We start from the raw sequence: 20,201 nt of genomic DNA on the forward strand, positions 1-20,201 counted from the left end.
CTATTCACCTATTACTGATGGGTCAGCGGGCGCCGGGCTGTCTGTGGCGGGGCTGTTGGTCGCTGGGGCTCGTCGTTGTTCAATGCCCAACTCATTAACCAGTGTTTCCCCAAAATAATTAACAAATTCCGGGCTAGCAATGCTGCGCCACTGCTCGCCATCACGCACGAGCAAAAGCACTTTAAGGTTATTCTCAATGGCCAGTTGCATCGCCTCCTGTTCGCCAACCACCAGTAGCGCCGTCGCCCAGGCATCTGCCCAGGCATTGGAGGGATGGAAAACAGACACCGAGGCAAGCTGGTGGGTCACCGGCCGCCCCGTGCGCGGATCAATGGTGTGGGAAAAGCGCTGGCCATCCACTTCAAAATAGTTGCGGTAATCACCCGAGGTGGCCACCGACATACTCTCTAACGGGATAATATGCTGAGCACGCTGCTGGCCATTTTCAGGCACCTCAATGCCAACCTGCCAGGGCGTTTGTTCTTCCTCATCACGCAGGCCGCGGGCGATCAGTTCTCCTCCAATATTGACTAAGTAGTGCTCCAGCCCCTGCTGTTCCAGGTAAGCAGCTACGCGGTCAGTTCCATGGCCTTTGGCCACGCCGGAAAGGTCGACAAACACATCGCGGGTACGCCGCGCCTGCATATTTTGGGTGTCGATTTCTAGCGCATCAATGCCTACCTGGGCAAGCTCCTCGGACAGGGCATCGTCAGAAGGGACGGTTTCAGGCCGTGCACCGGGGCCAAAGCTCCATAAATTGACCAGGTCGCCTACAGTAATATCAAAAGCGCCGTGGCTGGCTTCCGCGACGGATTGGCTAATCGCAAGCACGTCAATAAGCTCATTGGAGAGCGGCTGCCACTCATCTAAAGGCGCTTCGTTGAAGGCGATCAGCTCCGAGTCATCCCGGTAGGTCGACATCGCCTGATCAACGCTCTCCAGCTCTGCTTTAAAGCCCTCTTCCAATTCAAGAGACTCGCCCTGAGTAAGCGGATCCATAATGGTCACCTGGTAGAAGGTGCCGAAAATATTGCCATCAAAGCGTACCGGTGGTTCCAGCGGTCGATCACTCTCTGAGCAGCCTGCCACGCCTAACCCCAAGCCCAGCAGTGAGCCCGTTACGATCAGTGCACGTCCCCACCTTGCTGTGCGTTCAACAGCCTTTTTCATCGTTGCTTTATCCTAAAAATAAAAGAACCACAGCAGCCAGGCGCCGAACAGCACGCGATAAATCACAAAGGGCTGCATTCCCAATTTTTTTATAACCACCAGAAAGTAGTGAATACACAAATACGCGCTTATTCCCGATAACAAGGTGCCCGCCAACATCGCGATCCAATCAATCGACTGTGGAGCGCTAAACAGCCCTACTGCTTCTAGGCCACCTGCCAGCACAATCACCGGGATTGATAGTAAGAAAGAGAAGCGCGAGGCGCCTTCTCGGTTCATGCCCACCATCAGCGCCGCGGTAATGGTAATCCCCGAGCGCGAGGTTCCTGGGATGAGTGCTAGCGCCTGGGCACCGCCAATAATCAGCACATCCTTCAAACGCAGTTGGTACTCGCTGCGCGTCCCCTCTTTACGCCAATCGGCATACCCCAACAATAGCCCGAAACCAATTAAACTGAAGCCGATAATCAGCGTAGAGCGCATCAAATGAGAAATAACATCGTGCAGTAGTAAACCAATAAGCCCCACCGGGATGGTTGCTAACGTCACCCATAAAGCCAGTCGTGCGTCTTCGTTCACTCCTTTGCCGCTAAGCGCAGCCAAGCTGCTAATGACCATCTGCCAAATTTCCTGCCGGAAATAGATAATCACCGCGGAGAGGCTGCCTAAATGTAGGGCAACATCAAAGGCTAGGCCTTGATCTTGCCACTCTGTCAGCACAGGCACCAAGATTAGGTGGGCAGAGCTTGAAACGGGTAAAAATTCTGACACTCCCTGAACAACCGCTAACACCACCACCTGGAGCCAATCCATAAAAAAATCCTGTGCATAGAAACAATTTAATGGTTGCAATGGCGCTTAAGGATACACATCCACCTATTCGTTGTCCGCCATTGCCTTTGCTGAGACTAGCCACCACTGACACACAAAGGTATCGTTTCACAGCCTGAAAGCAGTGGAGGCTATAGAGGATATAAGGAGTGCGCTACAATAGGCGTCTATTGAATGCGTGCGTCCTTGCAAGGTACCCATGACTCAGACCATCGATACGCCAGTGGTTCACGACCAAGCGCGACTTAGCCAAGAGGCCAAGCGCGTTACCTACATCGGAGCATGGCTGGATGCCCTGTTGAGCATCGTCAAAGTCGCGATCGGTTTTATGGTCGGCTCAGCGGCGTTGATTGCCGACGGCATTCACTCCCTATCAGACTTAGTCACCGACGGCTTTGTCCTGGCGGCCATTCACTATGGGCGTCAGGAGCCCGATAAAGACCACCACTACGGCCACGGCCGTATCGAAACCCTGACGACCCTGCTGCTGGGAAGCGTACTGATTTTCGTGGCTGGCGCGATTGCCTGGTCGAGCCTGGATCGCCTGTTTAGCGGCGCCGACGTTAACGCCCCTGGCGCGCTGGCAATCGTGATTACTGTCATCGCGCTGTTTAGCAAAGAGTGGATTTTTCGCTACACCATGCGGGTTGCCAAGCGGGTAAAGTCAAAGTTACTCGAAGCCAACGCCTGGCACTCGCGCAGTGATGCATTATCCACTGCCGTGGTGTTAGTAGCCTTGGTGGGCGCCCAGTTTGGTTTGGGTTGGCTGGATGCCGTGGCCGCCATCATTGTGGGTTTATTAGTCGGCAAGGTAGGTTTGGACTTGCTGTGGGAGTCGGCGCGGGAATTGGTGGATACCGCGCTACCAGAGGACGTACAGGATCAGATGCACGATGTTGCCTGCAGCGTTCCGGGTGTGGATAGTGTTCACGATCTGCGTACCAGGCAATCCGCCGGCTGGGTAATGGTCGACCTACACGTGGTGGTCGGGCCGAAGATTACCGTGTCGGAAGCCCACGAAATAGGTAATGAAGTCAGCCGTCGCCTACGCCATGAGTTTCCCGCACTCACCGATGTGATATTCCACGTTGACCCCGAAGACGACGCCGGGGCGGGTGATCCTAGCCGCCTTCCCGGCCTTCCACTCCGCCCTGAAGTAGAGGCTGCCCTGGATGCACGCTGGTACAAGCACCCTGTGTGGCGCACCCTGAACGAGCTCCAGTTGCACTACTTGGACGATAAGGTGTCGGTATCATTGATCATTGATGACGCAGTGCATCAGCCGCCCCAGTGCCTCGCTAGCCAACTAAAAGCGCTGGCTAGCGATATCGAGTGGCTCGGCCACGTCGAGGTGCTGTTTATCACCCGCGCCGCCAGTAGCTCGATGCGCTAGAGCCTCTACCCGCTGGTTGTTTCCTCTTATAACCCTGTCAACAGCAGTGTGGCGATGCTGAAGTAGATCACCACCCCGGAAGCATCAATAAGCGTGGTCACCAGCGGTGCCGATGCCGTGGCAGGGTCGACCTTAAAGCGCTCGAGTACGAACGGCAGGCACATCCCCAACAGGCTGCCAAACAGCACGATGGTCACCATGCTCAAGGCGACCACCATTGCCAGCTCTTCTCCCCCGCGCATAATGCCAATAGGCGTTACCGCGATGGCCATGGTGATACCCAGTGACCCGGCGACAAGTAGCTCGCGGCCCAGTAGTTTGCCCCAATCTTTGACGCCAACGTCACCGGTCGCCATGCCGCGCACCATCAACGTGGCTGCCTGAGCCCCGGCGTTACCGCCACTACCGATCAATAACGGTAAAAAGAATACCAGCGCTACCTGGGCGGCAATGGTCTCTTCAAAATAGGCAATCCCGGCCCCCGAAAACAGATTGGCAAAGACCAGCAGTACCAGCCAGAACACGCGCTTACGGTAGAGGCTCCAGAGCTTCACACGGCTTACGCCATCTTCCAGTTGGCCGATCGACATCCCCTTGTGGAAATCCTCTGTCGCCTCGGATTCAGCGACATCCATCGCGTCATCGTGGGTCACTATACCGACCATGCGTTCATCGGCATCGATCACTGGCAGCGCCAACAAGTCATACTTCGCCACAATACGGGCGACATCTTCCTGGGCACTATCAACCCGTGTACTGATGACATCCTTGATCATAATGTCATCAACAATGGCGCCGGGGCGTGCCACCATAAGCTGACGCAGCGACATGGTACCGATCAGTTGTCCGTCGCTATCCAGGATATACAGCTGATAGACCGTTTCCGCGTCGGGAGCGGTCTGGCGTACTCTCATCATCGCCTGCGACACCGTCATGCCACTGGCTATGGAGACATAGTCAGAGGTCATGATGGCGCCGGCGGTACCCTCTTCGTAGCTGGCAAGCCGCTTCAGGTCTTCTCGCTCGCGGTGAGCCATGCGACGCAGCAGTGCCTCACGACGGTCTTCGTTGAGAAGATTGAACAGATCGGCACGTTCGTCCGACCCCATTTCTTCGAGCAGCTTGAGAACCTGGCTGTCATCCAGCTTTCCTACCACCTCGAGCTGGCTCTCCCCAGGCAAATAGCCCAGCACATTGGCTGCCCGTTCCGCAGAAAGAATATCCAGAAGGGCGAGCGCCGCAGGCAGCTCTTCGTCATCCTCGATCATCTCTTCGAGCACTTCACCGATATCCGCAGAGCGGGTTTCGGCCAATCGCAAAGAGAGCACCGATTTACTGGGCACTTCCTTGCCCAACTCGTCGAGCAGCTCGGCTTTTAATTCCTGTAGGCTTTCATCATTCAGTGCCATGATTCTTCCCCCTTGCGCTTACAAGCGTCGTGCTGCCGAGCTAATCCATCACCCAGCCCATTCTACTGACCAAACTCATCATACTTACTTATTTGACTGCCAAACAAAAAAACGCCCCTTAAACCCTGGTAGCGGGTTTAAGGGGCGTTGGACACACGCCAAGTGCGTGAGTGTTAGCCTTTACCCGCCTTTTTACGCAGCTGCTGAATCGTTCGCAGCTGTGCAACGGCTTCGGCAAGTTCAGCGGCAGCACGAGTATAATCGAGCTCCGATGACTTCTCATTAAAGGCTCTCAGCGCCTGCTGACGCGCTTCTTCGGCAGCGGCCTCGTTGAGGTCGCTGGCACGTGATGCAGAGTCGGCCAGAATCGTCACGACATTCGGCTGGACTTCCATGAAGCCCCCCGAGACAAAGAAGTTCTCTTCCTTGCCGCCATCGTGAATCACGCGTACCGGACCCGGCTGAAGCTCGGTCAGCAGCGGGGCGTGACCCGGCAAAACACCCAGGTCACCTATAATCCCGGAAGCAATCACCTGCTCAACGGTACCTGAGAAGATCGATGCTTCAGCGCTGACGATATTGCAAGTAAAGCTATTCGCCATAGCGAATCCCCCTAATGGACGGGATTACTTCTTCATCTGGTTGGCTTTCTCGACGGCTTCGTCGATGGAGCCGACCATATAGAAGGCCTGTTCCGGCATATCGTCGTATTCGCCAGCAAGAATGCCCTGGAAGCCACTGATGGTGTCTTTCAGTGAGACATACTTACCTGGTGAACCGGTAAATACTTCGGCCACGAAGAACGGCTGCGACAAGAAGCGCTGGATTTTACGCGCCCGGGAAACGGCCAACTTGTCTTCGTCAGACAGCTCGTCCATACCCAGAATGGCGATAATATCCTTAAGCTCTTTGTAGCGTTGAAGAACGTTCTGCACACCACGAGCGGTGGCGTAGTGCTCTTCACCGACGACCAGCGGATCCAACTGACGTGAGGTGGAGTCCAACGGATCGATCGCCGGATAGATACCCAGCTCGGCGATAGAACGTGCCAATACCACGGTAGCATCCAGGTGCGAGAAGGTGGTCGCCGGCGACGGGTCGGTCAAGTCATCCGCAGGTACGTAAACGGCCTGTACGGAGGTGATTGAGCCGGTTTTCGTCGAGGTAATACGCTCCTGCAGAACGCCCATCTCTTCAGCCAGCGTAGGCTGATAACCTACCGCTGATGGCATACGACCCAAAAGTGCCGATACTTCGGTACCCGCCAGGGTGTAACGGTAGATGTTATCGACGAACAGTAGAACGTCGCGGCCTTCATCACGGAATTTCTCGGCAATGGTCAGGCCGGTCAACGCTACGCGCAGACGGTTACCCGGAGGCTCGTTCATCTGACCATAAACCAGCGATACCTTATCGATAACGTTGGATTCAGTCATTTCGTGATAGAAGTCGTTACCCTCACGCGTACGCTCACCAACACCGGCGAATACAGAGTAGCCACTGTGCTCGGTGGCGATGTTGCGGATAAGCTCCATCATGTTAACGGTCTTACCGACACCGGCGCCGCCGAATAGGCCAACTTTACCACCCTTAGCGAACGGGCAGACCAAGTCGATAACCTTGATACCGGTTTCCAGCAGCTCGTTAGAAGCTGCTTGGTCGGCATAGCTCGGTGCTTTACGGTGGATCGGCATACGCTCTTGCTCACCGATCGGTCCCGCTTCGTCGATCGGTTCGCCGAGTACGTTCATAATACGGCCCAGCGTTTCCTTACCTACCGGTACGGAAATGGCGGCACCTGTGCTGGTCACGTCCATGCCACGCTTCAAGCCCTCAGTGGAGCCCATGGCGATGGTGCGCACCACGCCGTCGCCCAGCTGCTGCTGGACTTCGAGGATGGTCCCAACATCGGAGACCTTCAGCGCGTCGTAGACCTTGGGCACAGAGTCCCGCGGAAACTCTACGTCAATCACCGCGCCGATGATTTGTACGATACGTCCGCTCATCTTGGTTCCTCTCTAAAACCTGCAAATGAAACCTGTCTGCCGGGAGTCGCTTAAATAGTCGACTCCCTAGGCGTTATACGGCAGCAGCGCCGCCGACGATCTCAGAAATTTCCTGGGTGATGGCGGCCTGACGGGCCTTGTTGTAGACCATCTCCAGATCGTCGATAAGGCCGCCTGCGTTGTCAGTGGCACTTTTCATAGCGATCATTCGGGCGGCTTGTTCACAAGCGCCGTTTTCCACTACCGCCTGATACACCTGCGATTCGATGAAACGAACCAGCAGGCTATCGAGCAACGCCTTGGCATCCGGTTCATACAGGTAGTCCCAGCTTCCGGGACGGGCGTTTTCGTCGTCTTGCTCAGCGTCTGCGCCCATATCAGGCGACAGCGGAAGAAGCTGACGAACCACTGGCTTTTGGGTCATGGTGTTAACAAACTCGTTGTGCACCACGTAAAGCCGGTCGAGACGTCCTTCATCGTACGCTTCGAGCATGACCTTAATACTGCCAATCAGACCTTCAACGGTCGGGGCTTCGCCTAAACCACTCTTCGCCGCCACCAAATTGCCACCGTAGTTGCGGAAAAAGGTGCTGGCCTTAGCGCCCAAAGCGCAAAAATCCTGCTCTGCGCCCTGCTTTTTCCACTCGCTGGCCTGTTTGAGCAAGGCTTTGAAGAGGTTGTGGTTCAAGCCACCGCACAGACCACGGTCTGTAGAGACCACAATGTAACCAACGCGCTTAACCTCGCTACGCTCGACCATATAGTCGTGCCTGTACTCGGGGTTCGCATCGGCAATGTGGCCGACCACATTGCGGATCTGCTTAGCGTAAGGCTGACTAGCTCTCATCAGATCTTGCGCTTTACGCATTTTAGATGCAGCCACCATTTCCATGGCGCTGGTGATCTTCTGCGTATTTTTAATGCTCCCGATCTGGGTGCGTATCTCTTTTGCAGCTGCCATAGCGATCTACCCTTCGTTCGTGGCTCTCAGAAAGCATGCAAACCCGTCCATCACAGACGGGCTAAACATTACCAGCTCTGAGTCGCCTTGAACTTCTCGAGACCCGACTTCAAGCTGTCTTGAATCTCACCATTGTAGTCGCCGCTCTGGTTGATCTTGTCGAGTAGATCAGCGTGCTCAGACTTCATGTAGTCGTGCAAGGCACGCTCGAAGTCCAGCACCTTGTTCACTTCGACATCATCCAGGAAGCCTTCGTTGGCGGCATACAGCGACAGCGCCATTTCAGCGATCGACATCGGCGAGTACTGGTTCTGCTTCATCAGCTCGGTGACACGTTGGCCGTGCTCAAGCTGCTTACGCGTGGCTTCGTCAAGATCAGAGGCAAACTGCGAGAACGCCGCCAGTTCACGGTACTGAGCCAGCGCCAGACGGACACTACCGCCGAGCTTCTTGATGATTTTGGTCTGCGCCGAACCACCTACACGAGAAACCGATAGACCGGCGTTAATCGCCGGACGAATACCCGAGTTAAACAGGTTGGTTTCCAGGAAGATCTGACCATCGGTGATCGAGATCACGTTGGTCGGTACAAACGCGGAGACGTCGCCGCCCTGGGTTTCGATGATCGGCAGCGCGGTCAAGGAACCGGTTTTGCCTTTCACTTCGCCGTTGGTGAACTTCTCAACGTAGTCGACATTAACTCGTGCAGCACGCTCAAGTAGACGCGAGTGGAGATAGAACACGTCACCAGGATAGGCTTCACGACCCGGCGGGCGACGCAGCAGCAGCGATACCTGGCGGTAGGCGACGGCCTGCTTGGAGAGGTCGTCATACACAATCAGCGCGTTCTCGCCGCGGTCGCGGAAGTATTCGCCCATGGTGCAGCCAGAGTAAGCGGCCAGGAACTGCATGGGAGCCGGATCGGCAGCGCCAGCGGCGACGACGATGGTGTGCTCCATGGCGCCGTGCTCTTCAAGCTTGCGTACCACGTTGGCAATGGTCGACTGCTTCTGGCCAATCGCCACGTAGACACAGGTCACGCCTTTGCCTTTCTGGTTGATGATCGCATCAATGGCAATGGCGGACTTACCGATTTGACGGTCACCGATGATCAGCTCACGCTGACCACGACCGATCGGCACCATGGCATCGATCGATTTCAGACCGGTTTGAATCGGCTCATCGACGGACTGACGGGTAATAACGCCCGGCGCCACTTTCTCAACGGCGTCGGTCATGGTGGTGTTAATGTCGCCTTTACCATCAATGGGGTTACCCAGCGCATCGACCACACGACCAATCAGCTCAGGGCCTACCGGCACTTCGAGAATACGACCGGTACACTTGGCGGTCATGCCCTCTTCGAGCTGCAGGTAGTCACCCAGCACTACGGCACCCACGGAGTCACGCTCCAGGTTGAGTACCATGCCAAAGATGCTGTTGGGGAATTCGATCATTTCACCAAACATCGCGTCTTCGAGGCCGTGAATTTTCACGATACCGTCGGAAACGGTGACGATGGTGCCCTGATTATGGGCTTCGGATGCGACGTCAAGCTTTTCAATTCGCTGCTTGATGATGTCGCTGATCTCGGAAGGATTCAGTTGCTGCATGCCATGTCCCTCAGACTCAAGCGGTTAGCGCTTCGGAAAGGCGGTTCAATCGACCACGTACGGAGCCGTCAATAACGGTATCGCCAGCACGCAGGATGACACCGCCAATAAGCGACTTGTCCACCTGAGTAGTAATAGAGATTTCGCGATTCAGACGTTTCTTAAGCGCGTTCGCTAGTTTGGTCTTCTGCTTACTATCTAACTTGTAAGCAGAGGTGACGTTCACTTCAACCCGCTGCTCGTGTTCAGCACGCAGGTGCTCGAACTGATCAGCAATGGAGGCCAACGCCATCAGGCGGCCCTGGTCAGCCAAAACAGTCAAAAATCGCTGTAAAGCCTCATCCTGTTGCTCAGGAATAAGCTCGACAAGCAGCGACACTTTTTGCTCGCTGTCTAATTTGGGACTGCTTAGCCGATGGCGCACGACGTCATCTGCTACCGCAACACTTAAAAAACTCAGCGCTTGTGACCAGCTATCAAGCGCCTCATGATCACGCGCGTATTCAAACGCTGCCTTAGCGTAAGGACGAGCGACGGTAAGTAATTCCGCCATGGTTCACCTCCTTACAGTTCAGCAGCAAGCTCATCGAGTAACTTGCGATGGGCTTGTTCGTCGACCGACGCTTCAAGAACACGCTCGGCACCCATAACGGCGAGATAAGAGACCTGGGCACGAAGTTCATCCTTAGCGCGATTCACTTCTTGCTCAATCTCGGAACGTGCACTCGCTACTAGGCGTTCGCCTTCGGCGCGGGCCTGTTCGCGGGCTTCTTCAACTATCTGGGCAGAGCGTTTGTTGGCCTGCTCAAGAATCTGAGAAGCTTGCTCCTTGCTTTCGCGCAGCGTCTGCTCCGCCCGCTCTTGAGCAAGCTCAAGATCACGGTTAGCACGGCTGGCTGCATCCAAGCCATCAGCAATTTTTTTCTGACGCTCATGAAGCGCGTTGCTGATCGGAGGCCACACATACTTTAAGCAAAACCAGACAAAGATCGCGAAGGCGATCGTCTGCCCGATTAGCGTCATGTTGATATTCACAGGAATGTACCTCTGACAAGTTCGTGGCGACCGGAGTGAAACAAAACCGAGCGCTTAACGCTCGGCTGAGCTGTCATTAACCGGCAACAACGAAGATCAGGTACATTGCGATACCAACACCGATCATCGGAACGGCATCCAACAGACCTGCCATTAGGAAGGTTTTGGTTTGCAGCTGGTCGCCCAGTTCAGGCTGACGCGCTGTAGATTCCAGCAGCTTACCACCCAAAATAGCGAAGCCAATGCCGGTACCTAGAGCGCCGAGACCGATCATGATGGAAGCGGCAATGTAGATAAGTTCCATGGTAATGCTCCTAGTTTTTCAAGTTAAAGGTCGAGGGTTGAGGTTAAGGGTTAATGTGTTTCAAGCATTGCTCGGATTAGTGATGCTCGTGTGCAGCGCTTAGATACACCACGGACAGCACTGTAAAGATGAAAGCTTGTAGTACGACGATCAAAATATGGAAAATGGCCCACGGCACATCCAGCACCCAGATAGCCCAGAACGGCAGCATGGCGATCAAAATAAAGATCACTTCGCCGGCAAACATGTTGCCGAACAGACGCATCGCCAAACTAAACGGTTTAACCAGCAGCGCGACAATTTCCAGCAGGAGGTTAAAGGGAATCAGCGCCCAGTGGTTAAACGGGGTCAATGACAGCTCTTTGGCGAAACCACCCACGCCTTTAACCTTAAAGCTGTAGTAAAGGATCAGTCCGAATACCCCTAATGCCAAACCCAGCGTGGCGTTCACATCGGTGGTGGGGACAATTTTCATGTAGTCCACGCCCAGCTTGCTGAACAGCACGGGGAAGTAGTCGACCGGAATAATTTTGAGCGTGTTCATGAACAGAATCCACACGAACAACGTCAACGCGAGGGGGGCGATGATCGGGTTATGCCCTTTAAATGTCCCCTTGATCATGTCCTCGACAAACTCTACGACCATCTCAACGGCATTTTGCAGACCACTGGGTACTCCCGTGGTGGCCATTTTGCCCGCTTTGCGGAAAATCCAGATAAACAGCAACCCCATGGCAATCGACCAGCCCATGGTATCCAGGTGAATGGCCCAAAAGCCCATTTCACTTGCTTCTTCTGCTGAATGCGCCAGCGACCAGCCGTTCTCAGGATGATTGCCAAAGGTCAAATTCTGCAAGTGGTGCTGGATATAGTAAGTCGTTGAGACTTCGTTTCCTGCGGCCATGGATGTGTCACCTCAATCAGTTGTGCAATTTTCTAGGCATTAGCGTTTTTTGGCATTAACCAAGGCGTAAGCCAATGCGTTAGAACAACTGCAACATAAGCATAAAAAAAGAAAGTAGGGTTTGAGGGGGGCGCTGCCACGAACACTGCAACAAACAGTGCCACCGTCAAACCAAACTTGCCTGCCTCGGCGCGAAACAGGCGCATCGCTGCCTTTGAAGGGCTACTCGCGCGTAAAACCCCCATTCGTTTGATAAAAAAGGCGTGCGGTAATAAGGCTACCAGCGCCCCTTTAAAAACCGATGACACGCCTTCTAAATCGGCGACTAGATAGGCGGCCAACATACCAACGAAGGTGATCATCAGTTGCGCGATCGTGAGCCGAACGATGTAGGCTTTTCGACGCTGGGTTTCGTATCGCTGCATACCGGCCCAGCCTCACTGATAAAAACCAATACCTCGACCAGCTAATAGCTAGACAAACCAAGGCAACCTGCACAAATCTTGCGCGATTATAGGGAAGCGCTATCACACCTTCAACCGAAGTCGCACCGATTTTGCCCGCTTAAGGGCTGATTTGCGACCAAAGGGGGAAAACGTGTGCGCTTCTTACGTGATATTGAATAGCCTGCTATTTAATATGATTCAAGATGCCATCCAATTCTTCGAGGCTGGTATAACGTATCGTTAACTTACCTTTGCCTTTTTGACCATGATCAATGGAGACAGGCGCACCGAGCAGTTCGCCAAGATGTGTTTCAAGCTTGGCCACATCGGGCTGCTTGCTTTGACGGTTAGGCGTTTTGGTTGGTGTTTGGCTGGTTTGGACTTTTTTCACCAGCGCTTCGGTGGCCCGCACCGTCATATCGTTATTGACCACCTCATGAGCCACCTGCCGCTGCTGGGTGCTGTTCAGCGTCAGCAAAGCTCTTGCGTGGCCCATATCCAGGTCACCCCGTTCGAGTAGGGTTTGCACTTCCGGATCTAGCGCCAGCAGGCGCAACAGGTTGGCTACCTGGGTGCGCGATTTACCCACTGCGTCGGCAATCTGCTGCTGGGTAAGCTCAAACTCTTCGCCCAGGCGCTTGAGCGCCATGGCTTCTTCGATGGCGTTGAGGTTTTCACGCTGAATGTTTTCGATCAGCGCCAGCGCCAGGGCAACTTCATCGCTGACTTCCCGGATCACCGCCGGGATAACGTCCAGCTCAGCAAGTTGGGCTGCCCGCCAGCGACGCTCACCGGCAATAATTTCGTAGCGATCCACGCCAATTGGACGCACGACGATGGGCTGCATCACGCCCTGGGCGCGAATGGAGTCTGCCAGCTCTTCTAGCGCTTCGGGCTGAATATCCCGGCGCGGCTGATATTTACCTCGCGTTAATTGCCCTAACGGCAGACGTTCAAGGCGATCTTCGCTAACGTCATCGGCCGCGGCACTACGCGCGGCGTCAGAAAGCTCCAACGGGGTGCCGCTACCGGCAAGTTCTAAGCTGTCACGGCGACGGGCACCGGCACCAATCAGGGCATCCAGGCCACGTCCCAGCGCGGGTTTACGCGTCATTCGCTTTTCCTCATTTTATAACGCTAGGCGACGAATCATCTCTTTCGCCAACACACGATAGGCCTGGCTACCACGGGAGAACCGGGCATATTGCGTAACGGGTAATCCGTGGCTCGGCGCTTCGGCAACTTTGACGTTGCGAGGAATGGTCGTTTTCAACAGCATGTCGCCAAAATAGTCACGCAACTGCTTATCCACTTCCCGCGTTAAGCTGGTGCGCTTGTCATACATAGTGCGCAAAATGCCCGCAATGGCAAGATCAGGATTCACATTTTGCTTAATCTGCTCAACGGTATCGAGCAGGGCCGACAGCCCCTCCAGGGCGTAAAATTCGCACTGAAGAGGGATCAGCACGCTATCGGAAGCCGTTAATGCATTCACGGTTAGCATGTTCAAAGAGGGCGGGCAGTCGATCAACACTACGTCATAGGCATCCGAGACCGAAGCTAGTGCGTTGGTTAAGCAGCTCTCGCTTTTATCGCGATCTAGCAGCTCGACTTCGGCGGCGGTGAGATCACCGTTACCCGGCAGTACGTCGTACTTGACCGCCAGCTTTTTGACAATCGTATCAGCGGCCGTTGCTTCGCCCAGTAGAACGTCAAGCACGCTTTTATCGAGCTCGTATTTATCGATGCCGCTGCCCATGCTGGCATGGCCTTGGGGGTCAAGATCCACCAGCAGTACGCGACGGTCGAGCGCAGCGAGACTGGCCGCCAGGTTAACGGCCGAGGTGGTCTTGCCCACGCCGCCTTTTTGGTTGGTCAGGGCAATGATCTGGCTCACTTACTCAACTCCTTCTGGGGGTCAGAATCAACGTTCAGCTTTCAACATTCAGCTTTCACATTTAGCTTTCAACATCCAAGATCAGCAGCTGCCGCTGGGCCGCTTCAAAGGGTACTTCCAATAGGTGACGCTGATATAAACGTATACCGGCGGGCAGGTCGCGCAGTTCATCATCCGCCCCCGGGCCTTTCATGGCTAACCACTGGCCATCGGCGCTGGGTAGCTGGCGGGTCAAGGTGACAAAATCGACCAAGCTGGCAAATGCTCGGGAAATCACCTGATCAAAAGCGGCGGCTTCAAACTGTTCCACCCGCGCCTGTACGGGAGTGACGTTTTCAAGCCCTAACTCCATTACCGCCTGACGCTGAAAGCGCACCTTTTTGCCATTACTATCCAGCAGTGTTACATCAAGCTGGGGGGCTAATATCGCTAATACGATACCAGGAAGCCCAGGACCCGCACCTACATCCAGTAGCCGCGGCCCCCGCACATAGGGCAACACAGCGGCGCTATCCAACACATGACGCGACACCATGTCGTCCACATCGCGCACCGCTGTGAGGTTATAAGCCCGATTCCACTTGTGCAACAGTGCCAATAAGCCTAGCAGCTGTTGGCGTTGATGTTCGTCAACGGCGATGCCTAATTGGGTAAGGCCTTGATCGAGCCGTGGTGCAACGCTTGTAGGTAGCGTCTTCAACAGTGGGTTCAACGAACTCATCCGTTAACTACCTCAGCTGCGGCTACCAACCGGCGCTTTTTCAGATGCACCAGCAAAATAGAGACGGCCGCCGGTGTAACGCCTGAAATCCGCGCCGCATGAGCAAGCGTTTCCGGCCGCGCTTCAGCCAGCTTTTGGCGAATTTCGTTAGACAAACCTTCGACTTTTAAATAATCCAGCTCCGCAGGCAGTGGCGTGGCTTCGTGGCGTTTGAGTTTATCGATCTCATGCTGCTGACGATCGATATAGCCTTGATACTTAGCCTGAATCTGCACCTGCTCGGCGACTGCTGGGTCAGTGACCAGGGTGCCCTCAATGCCGGGCAGATTGGCCAAATCGCTGTAATTCAATTCAGGGCGTTTAAGCAGATCACTCAAGCAATACTCGCGAGTGAGCGGTGCCCCGGTTTTTTCGGCCACTTGTTCAGCCGCTGGGCTTCCCGGTTGTATCCACAGGGTGCTTAGCCGCGCGCTCTCTTGTTCGATAGCCTCGCGTTTTTGGCTAAACGCTGCCCAGCGCGTGTCGTCGACAAGACCCAATTCCCGGCCCGCTTCGGTTAAGCGTAAATCCGCGTTGTCTTCCCGCAACAGCAGGCGGTACTCCGCACGGGAAGTAAACATCCGGTAGGGCTCTTTGGTACCCATAGTGATCAGATCATCAACCAGTACACCGAGATAGGCTTCATCGCGGCGGGGATACCAGGCGTCCAGCTCCTGAGCGCGGCGGGCGGCATTCAGGCCTGCGAGCAAACCTTGAGCACCGGCTTCTTCGTAGCCGGTAGTGCCGTTGATTTGACCGGCAAAAAACAGGTTGTGGATAAATTTAGTTTCCAGCGAGTGTTTTAAGTCTCGTGGGTCAAAAAAGTCGTACTCAATGGCGTAGCCAGGCCGGGTGATATGGGCGTTTTCCAAGCCTTTGATGGAACGCACCACCTGAATCTGCACGTCAAAGGGCAGCGAAGTCGAGATGCCGTTGGGGTAGAGCTCATGGGTATCCAAGCCTTCGGGTTCGATAAACACCTGGTGGCTGGATTTATCGGCAAAGCGATGAACCTTGTCTTCTATCGATGGGCAGTAACGTGGCCCAATCCCTTCGATGACGCCGGAATACATCGGCGAGCGATCAAGGTTGGCCAGAATCAGATCGTGGGTGTGCTGATTGGTGTGAGCAATGTGGCAACTCACCTGCTGAGGGTGCATCTCCCGCGATCCCAGGTAGGACATAACCGGCGTTGGGCTATCACCGGGCTGCTCTTCCAACTGGGAAAAATCCACGCTTTTGGCATTGATGCGCGGCGGCGTACCGGTTTTTAGGCGGTCAACCCGAAACGGCAGGGCGCGCAGACGTTCAGCCAGCGCGTTGGAAGGCGGGTCGCCCGCTCGGCCGCCTTTGCTTTGATCCAAACCAATATGAATCACGCCACCCAAAAATGTCCCGGTACACAGCACGACGCTGTCGGCATGAAAGCGAATGCCGGTTTCCGTGACGACGCCTCGTACGGTGTCGTTATCCATAATCAGATCACCAGCGGCTTGCTGGAAAATCGTTAAGTTGGGCTGGTTTTCCAGCATTCCGCGGATCGCTGACTTGTAACGGATGCGGTCAGCCTGGGCACGGGTGGCCCGAACGGCAGGCCCTTTGCTGGCATTGAGCACACGAAACTGGATACCACCCAAGTCCGTGGCAAGCCCCATGGCGCCGCCCAGTGCATCAATTTCCTTGACCAAGTGACTTTTGCCGATGCCGCCAATCGCGGGATTACACGACATTTGGCCCAGAGTTTCGATGTTATGGGTGAGCAGCAGGGTCTGACAGCCCATGCGAGCAGAGGCCAGTGCGGCTTCAGTTCCCGCATGGCCACCGCCGATGACAATCACGTCAAAGCGGTCGGGGTAATTCAAGAGACACCTCGTCTTGTGCCTGTCGGCACGGATGATGTGGCCAATGCAGTCGATTCTAGACGCAGCCACCTTAGATCAATGAGTCGGCAAGTATAAACCCCCTGTGGGTAACCGTCAGGTTTTTCCACACCCCAAATCGCTAAACCGCCTCTATTAATAACAACATAAATATAAAATAAGAGAAGTTCTGTAAATGTTGTAACTACTAGTGTGGACAATTTCTGTGTATAAGCGAATAATTATTAATTATTTCATCAACTTATATTGTTGACTTCTACATGTTTGAAGGCGGGAGTGCCTGGGTAGAAAGGGTGCTAAGCCTGTGGATGAAATAGCGCCTTATCCACAGATGCAATTGGCCACGGCTTATCCACCGGCCAGTACCTAGGTTGTTACCGCACCTGTGAACAAGCAACGTTGGGTGTGGAGCTAACGCTGAGAGACGCCCATGGTAGTCCTTGCGGAGATAAAAACGATTAATGTAAAAAAAGTTTATCCACAGGCAAAAAAATGGCCTGTCGTGTCGACAGGCCGGTAAAAAAGCGTCATTTCGCATTAGCGAACGCGTTATTTAGGTGCTAAGCGCAGGTCTACGCGAGGGCATTGAGTGTTCACATCTAGTGTTTAAGCACCCGCGCAAGGAAGGATTGAGTACGTTCATGTTGCGGTGAATCGAACAGTTTTTCCGGGTGTCCCTGCTCGGTAATCTCGCCTTTATGGATAAAAATCACCCGGTCGGCAACCTCACGGGCAAAGCCCATTTCATGGGTAACAATCACCATGGTCATGCCCTCTTTGGCCAGTTCACGCATGGCATCGAGCACTTCACCGATCATTTCCGGGTCAAGCGCCGATGTGGGCTCGTCAAATAACATCAGCCGGGGTTCCATGGCCAAGGCACGAGCGAGCGCCACACGCTGCTGCTGGCCGCCTGAGAGCTGGCTGGGGTACTTATCGGCCTGGTCGGCGATACCCACCCGGTCAAGCAAACGTTTGGCATTGCTGACCGCGTCGTCACGGCTTAAACCGCGCACTTTCATCGGCGCCAGTGTGACATTATCAATGACGCTGAGATGGGGAAACAGGTTGAATTGCTGAAAAACCATGCCCACTTCGGTGCGGATGGTTTGCAGTGCTTGGGTGCTCTTTCCATAGGGCAGCAGTTCATTGTCATCGACCACCAGACTGCCTGATTGGAACTCTTCCAGGCCGTTAATACAGCGAATCAGCGTCGATTTACCTGAGCCACTGGCGCCGATGATCACGACAACTTCACCGGGCACAATCGTAAGGTCAATATCGTTGAGTACGTGCAGGCTGCCAAAGTGCTTGTTGAGCTGCTGCATACGCACAATTGGTTGCGTTGTGTTGTTCAATGTCTCGCTCATTGCGCGTGTCCTTATTGTCCGGCCAGGCCTCTGCGCTCAAGTTGGCGCAGGATGATGGAGAGCGTCCAGGTGATCGCGAGATACATCAGGGCGACCATAAAGTAGACCTCAAGGGCCGTGAAGGTGGTGGCGATATAGATCTGCCCTTGGCGCACCAGCTCACTGACGCCAATCACTGAAAACAGGGAGGTATCTTTGATACTGATGATGCCCTGGTTACCAAGAGGCGGGATCATGCGCCGAAACGCCTGGGGCCAGATAACGTAGCGAAACGCCTGAGTGCGGGAAAGGCCCAGAGAGAGCGAAGCTTCCCCTTGACCGCGCTCAATTGACTGCACACCGCCACGCACGATTTCAGAGATGTAAGCGCCGGAATTAACGGCGATCGCGGCAATACCGGCGACCAGGGCGTTAATTGGCCCACCCAGCAGTTGTGGTAAGCCGTAAAAAATAAACAGTACTTGAACCAGAATCGGCGTGCCGCGGAACACTTCGACATAAATGATGGCCGGCCAGCGTAGCCAGCGCAGGGGGCTAATGCGTAACAGGCCAAAGAATATGCCGATAAAAAAACCAATGGCCAAGCCGCCAAATGAGATAAGTAGCGTCCAGGGAATACCCGGCAGCAGGTAAGGGATAGACCCAAACGCCGCCGACCAATCAAACTGAAAATTGACGTCCACGCGTAGACTCCTGAAACAAAAAAGCAGTTGGCAAAAAACACATGATCAACGCAGCAGGGCCGGGAGTTTTGGCCACCCGGCCCTGTAATGGCGTTACGCTATTATAGAGGTTTTACACTCACTCTTCGCTGGGGGCTTCACCAAACCATTTGGTGTAGATCTCATCGTAAGTGCCGTCTTCTTTCATCGCGGCGAGTGCTTCGTTGGTGGGTTCCACCCACTCGCTGCCTTTGTGGAAGACGATGCCGTACTGCTGACCTTCATATAGCGGGCCAACAACCTTGGTACGGCCTTCGCCACGGGTTTGCGAGAAGTAGGCAACGTTAGGGGCGTCATAGAGCACCGCGTCAACGTTGCGGCCTAACAGCGCCATGTACATGTCGGCAGTACCCGGGAAGGGGGTGATGTCAGCATCTTCGCCAAGCTCTTGCTGCAGGTAGTCGTAGCTGGTGGAACCAATTTTGGTACCAACGGCGAGATCCTGAAGGTCTTCTAGTGTTTCGACGCTGTCATTGTCGGCACGCACAATAATGCGAAGACCGGAATCGTAGTAGGGGTCGGAGAAGTCGACAACTTCGGCACGCTCTTCCGTAATGGTGGTACCGGCAATGGCGATTTCCTGGCTGCCGGTTTGCACGGCGGGAATGATGCCGGAGAACTCCATGGTCGTGAGGTTGACTTCAAAACCTGCGCGTTCGGCGACTTCGTTGATGATATCCATATCGAAGCCGACCATTTCGCCGGTCTCTTGATCCATCATTTCAAACGGCACAAAGCTTGGGTCAGTGGCCACGTTCACCGATGGCGTTTGGGCCATGGCGGCATTGGCGCTGCCCAATCCCAGTGCAAGCGCCAGCGTTGTTTTGGTTAGGCTGAGTGGTAGTGCTATTTTCATAAGTTTCCCCGTGCTTTATATGGCTGATGGCGGGTTACAAAGCGGTTTTTTACCGTTTGATGCTCTTTATAAACCGTTATTTAAGCCGTTGTTGACCTATTAACCTTGGCGAGAAACCGTCAGGGCGTCAAGTCACGGGGAGCGCTGCGGGCCAACGCTGTTTAGACCATAAAGGAGGCGCCGCAGCCGCAGGTGGTGGTGGCATTAGGATTTTGAACGCGAAAACGTGCGCCCGCCAGGCCCTCTTCGTAGTCGACGGTGGAGCCTACCAAGTATTGGTAGGAGAGGGGGTCAACCACTAGGGCTGCGTTACCGAACTCTATTACGGTGTCATCGTCGGCGACGTTTTCTGCAAAGTCGAAACCGTACTGAAAACCTGAACAGCCGCCACCAGTTACATAGACCCGCAGTTTAAGGGATGGGTTATTTTCTTCTGCAATCAGCGCATTAATACGTTTTCGTGCGCTATCAGAGAGCAGTAGTGGAGTAGGAACAAAGGCTTCTGCACCGCTCATGGGTACCTCCCGCGAGCTTTAAGAACGAATAAATCGGCATTGGGGGGTGATTATGGGTAATTCCCAGCAAATTGGTCAACTATTGCTGGGAATTAGTTAGGAATGTCTAGGTTAGCTACCGATCCCCTC

The 20,201-nt window shown here is 54.4% G+C and carries 21 protein-coding genes; 1 reads left to right on the forward strand and 20 read right to left on the reverse strand.

The annotated features are described in order from the left end of the window. Together YERSI8AC_RS24875 and YERSI8AC_RS24880 are read right to left on the reverse strand one after the other, a co-directional pair. Positions 1 to 1,170: an FAD:protein FMN transferase gene (locus tag YERSI8AC_RS24875; protein WP_022521058.1), complete on the reverse strand. Its 1,170-nt coding sequence runs from the start codon at positions 1,168 to 1,170 to the stop codon at positions 1 to 3. A 12-nt stretch (positions 1,171 to 1,182) separates the two neighbouring features. After that, a complete protein-coding gene (locus tag YERSI8AC_RS24880) occupies positions 1,183 to 1,983 on the reverse strand; it encodes an undecaprenyl-diphosphate phosphatase (protein ID WP_022521057.1) in 801 nt (266 codons plus the stop codon). Between the two features lie 217 nt (positions 1,984 to 2,200). Here YERSI8AC_RS24880 and YERSI8AC_RS24885 point away from each other — a divergent pair, with 217 nt between their 5' ends. Then, positions 2,201 to 3,394 (forward strand): cation diffusion facilitator family transporter, encoded by a 1,194-nt coding sequence (locus YERSI8AC_RS24885; protein WP_022521056.1) that lies wholly within the window; start codon positions 2,201 to 2,203, stop codon positions 3,392 to 3,394. A 26-nt stretch (positions 3,395 to 3,420) separates the two neighbouring features. Here the strand turns inward: YERSI8AC_RS24885 and mgtE are convergent, their stop codons facing one another. The 18 genes from mgtE to erpA all read right to left on the reverse strand — a co-directional run bounded on the left by mgtE (position 3,421) and on the right by erpA (position 20,072). Continuing rightward, positions 3,421 to 4,803, reverse strand: a complete 1,383-nt coding sequence (mgtE, locus tag YERSI8AC_RS24890) for a magnesium transporter (RefSeq protein WP_009286337.1) — start codon at positions 4,801 to 4,803, stop codon at positions 3,421 to 3,423. A 173-nt stretch (positions 4,804 to 4,976) separates the two neighbouring features. Beyond that, the gene (locus tag YERSI8AC_RS24895) at positions 4,977 to 5,405 is read right to left on the reverse strand and encodes a F0F1 ATP synthase subunit epsilon (protein WP_022521055.1); all 429 of its coding nucleotides are present in this window, start codon (positions 5,403 to 5,405) and stop codon (positions 4,977 to 4,979) included. A 24-nt stretch (positions 5,406 to 5,429) separates the two neighbouring features. Continuing rightward, positions 5,430 to 6,809 carry a F0F1 ATP synthase subunit beta gene (gene atpD, locus YERSI8AC_RS24900; RefSeq protein WP_022521054.1) on the reverse strand — a complete coding sequence of 460 codons (1,380 nt, stop codon included), beginning with the start codon at positions 6,807 to 6,809 and terminating at the stop codon, positions 5,430 to 5,432. A 73-nt stretch (positions 6,810 to 6,882) separates the two neighbouring features. Beyond that, entirely contained in the window at positions 6,883 to 7,770 is an 888-nt protein-coding gene (gene atpG / locus YERSI8AC_RS24905; protein ID WP_009286339.1) for a F0F1 ATP synthase subunit gamma, read from the reverse strand. A gap of 68 nt (positions 7,771 to 7,838) precedes the next feature. Continuing rightward, entirely contained in the window at positions 7,839 to 9,383 is a 1,545-nt protein-coding gene (atpA, locus tag YERSI8AC_RS24910) for a F0F1 ATP synthase subunit alpha (protein WP_009286340.1), read from the reverse strand. A 16-nt stretch (positions 9,384 to 9,399) separates the two neighbouring features. Next, positions 9,400 to 9,936, reverse strand: coding sequence for a F0F1 ATP synthase subunit delta (locus tag YERSI8AC_RS24915; RefSeq protein ID WP_022521053.1), 537 nt, complete (start codon positions 9,934 to 9,936; stop codon positions 9,400 to 9,402). An 11-nt stretch (positions 9,937 to 9,947) separates the two neighbouring features. After that, entirely contained in the window at positions 9,948 to 10,418 is a 471-nt protein-coding gene (locus tag YERSI8AC_RS24920; protein ID WP_022521052.1) for a F0F1 ATP synthase subunit B, read from the reverse strand. Positions 10,419 to 10,494: 76 nt separating this feature from the next. Continuing rightward, positions 10,495 to 10,722, reverse strand: a complete 228-nt coding sequence (gene atpE, locus YERSI8AC_RS24925; protein ID WP_022521051.1) for a F0F1 ATP synthase subunit C — start codon at positions 10,720 to 10,722, stop codon at positions 10,495 to 10,497. A gap of 76 nt (positions 10,723 to 10,798) precedes the next feature. Next, positions 10,799 to 11,626: a F0F1 ATP synthase subunit A gene (atpB, locus tag YERSI8AC_RS24930; RefSeq protein WP_009286341.1), complete on the reverse strand. Its 828-nt coding sequence runs from the start codon at positions 11,624 to 11,626 to the stop codon at positions 10,799 to 10,801. Positions 11,627 to 11,658: 32 nt separating this feature from the next. Further along, positions 11,659 to 12,051 carry an ATP synthase subunit I gene (locus YERSI8AC_RS24935; RefSeq protein ID WP_022521050.1) on the reverse strand — a complete coding sequence of 131 codons (393 nt, stop codon included), beginning with the start codon at positions 12,049 to 12,051 and terminating at the stop codon, positions 11,659 to 11,661. 205 nt (positions 12,052 to 12,256) lie between these two features. Then, positions 12,257 to 13,186, reverse strand: a complete 930-nt coding sequence (locus YERSI8AC_RS24940) for a ParB/RepB/Spo0J family partition protein (protein ID WP_009286342.1) — start codon at positions 13,184 to 13,186, stop codon at positions 12,257 to 12,259. A 15-nt stretch (positions 13,187 to 13,201) separates the two neighbouring features. After that, positions 13,202 to 13,969, reverse strand: coding sequence for a ParA family protein (locus YERSI8AC_RS24945; protein ID WP_009286343.1), 768 nt, complete (start codon positions 13,967 to 13,969; stop codon positions 13,202 to 13,204). Between the two features lie 61 nt (positions 13,970 to 14,030). Then, the gene (gene rsmG / locus YERSI8AC_RS24950) at positions 14,031 to 14,690 is read right to left on the reverse strand and encodes a 16S rRNA (guanine(527)-N(7))-methyltransferase RsmG (RefSeq protein ID WP_022521049.1); all 660 of its coding nucleotides are present in this window, start codon (positions 14,688 to 14,690) and stop codon (positions 14,031 to 14,033) included. Then, complete coding sequence (gene mnmG, locus YERSI8AC_RS24955) at positions 14,687 to 16,591, reverse strand: tRNA uridine-5-carboxymethylaminomethyl(34) synthesis enzyme MnmG (RefSeq protein ID WP_159177857.1); 1,905 nt, start codon at positions 16,589 to 16,591, stop codon at positions 14,687 to 14,689. The genes rsmG and mnmG overlap by 4 nt, the downstream gene beginning before the upstream one ends. 617 nt (positions 16,592 to 17,208) lie before the next feature. Beyond that, positions 17,209 to 17,979, reverse strand: coding sequence for an amino acid ABC transporter ATP-binding protein (locus YERSI8AC_RS24960; RefSeq protein ID WP_022521047.1), 771 nt, complete (start codon positions 17,977 to 17,979; stop codon positions 17,209 to 17,211). A gap of 11 nt (positions 17,980 to 17,990) precedes the next feature. Further along, on the reverse strand, positions 17,991 to 18,662 hold the full coding sequence (locus YERSI8AC_RS24965; protein WP_009286346.1) for an amino acid ABC transporter permease: 672 nt from the start codon (positions 18,660 to 18,662) through the stop codon (positions 17,991 to 17,993). Between the two features lie 118 nt (positions 18,663 to 18,780). Continuing rightward, a complete protein-coding gene (locus tag YERSI8AC_RS24970) occupies positions 18,781 to 19,557 on the reverse strand; it encodes a transporter substrate-binding domain-containing protein (protein WP_138800888.1) in 777 nt (258 codons plus the stop codon). 161 nt (positions 19,558 to 19,718) lie between these two features. Then, on the reverse strand, positions 19,719 to 20,072 hold the full coding sequence (gene erpA / locus YERSI8AC_RS24975) for an iron-sulfur cluster insertion protein ErpA (RefSeq protein WP_007112206.1): 354 nt from the start codon (positions 20,070 to 20,072) through the stop codon (positions 19,719 to 19,721). Between the last annotated feature and the right edge of the window lie 129 nt (positions 20,073 to 20,201).

This window comes from Halomonas sp. 113 (genome assembly GCF_904067645.1).
Classification (GTDB): domain Bacteria; phylum Pseudomonadota; class Gammaproteobacteria; order Pseudomonadales; family Halomonadaceae; genus Vreelandella; species Vreelandella titanicae.

Bases quoted from the DNA above. Each gene is read 5' to 3' on its own strand.
- YERSI8AC_RS24875 (WP_022521058.1), bottom strand. From the start codon at position 1,170: ATGAAAAAGGCTGTTGAACGCACAGCAAGGTGGGGACGTGCACTGATC.
- YERSI8AC_RS24880 (WP_022521057.1), bottom strand. From the start codon at position 1,983: ATGGATTGGCTCCAGGTGGTGGTGTTAGCGGTTGTTCAGGGAGTGTCA.
- YERSI8AC_RS24885 (WP_022521056.1), top strand. From the start codon at position 2,201: ATGACTCAGACCATCGATACGCCAGTGGTTCACGACCAAGCGCGACTT.
- mgtE (WP_009286337.1), bottom strand. From the start codon at position 4,803: ATGGCACTGAATGATGAAAGCCTACAGGAATTAAAAGCCGAGCTGCTC.
- YERSI8AC_RS24895 (WP_022521055.1), bottom strand. From the start codon at position 5,405: ATGGCGAATAGCTTTACTTGCAATATCGTCAGCGCTGAAGCATCGATC.
- atpD (WP_022521054.1), bottom strand. From the start codon at position 6,809: ATGAGCGGACGTATCGTACAAATCATCGGCGCGGTGATTGACGTAGAG.
- atpG (WP_009286339.1), bottom strand. From the start codon at position 7,770: ATGGCAGCTGCAAAAGAGATACGCACCCAGATCGGGAGCATTAAAAAT.
- atpA (WP_009286340.1), bottom strand. From the start codon at position 9,383: ATGCAGCAACTGAATCCTTCCGAGATCAGCGACATCATCAAGCAGCGA.
- YERSI8AC_RS24915 (WP_022521053.1), bottom strand. From the start codon at position 9,936: ATGGCGGAATTACTTACCGTCGCTCGTCCTTACGCTAAGGCAGCGTTT.
- atpE (WP_022521051.1), bottom strand. From the start codon at position 10,722: ATGGAACTTATCTACATTGCCGCTTCCATCATGATCGGTCTCGGCGCT.
- atpB (WP_009286341.1), bottom strand. From the start codon at position 11,626: ATGGCCGCAGGAAACGAAGTCTCAACGACTTACTATATCCAGCACCAC.
- YERSI8AC_RS24935 (WP_022521050.1), bottom strand. From the start codon at position 12,051: ATGCAGCGATACGAAACCCAGCGTCGAAAAGCCTACATCGTTCGGCTC.
- YERSI8AC_RS24940 (WP_009286342.1), bottom strand. From the start codon at position 13,186: ATGACGCGTAAACCCGCGCTGGGACGTGGCCTGGATGCCCTGATTGGT.
- rsmG (WP_022521049.1), bottom strand. From the start codon at position 14,690: ATGAGTTCGTTGAACCCACTGTTGAAGACGCTACCTACAAGCGTTGCA.
- YERSI8AC_RS24960 (WP_022521047.1), bottom strand. From the start codon at position 17,979: ATGAGCGAGACATTGAACAACACAACGCAACCAATTGTGCGTATGCAG.
- YERSI8AC_RS24970 (WP_138800888.1), bottom strand. From the start codon at position 19,557: ATGAAAATAGCACTACCACTCAGCCTAACCAAAACAACGCTGGCGCTT.
- erpA (WP_007112206.1), bottom strand. From the start codon at position 20,072: ATGAGCGGTGCAGAAGCCTTTGTTCCTACTCCACTACTGCTCTCTGAT.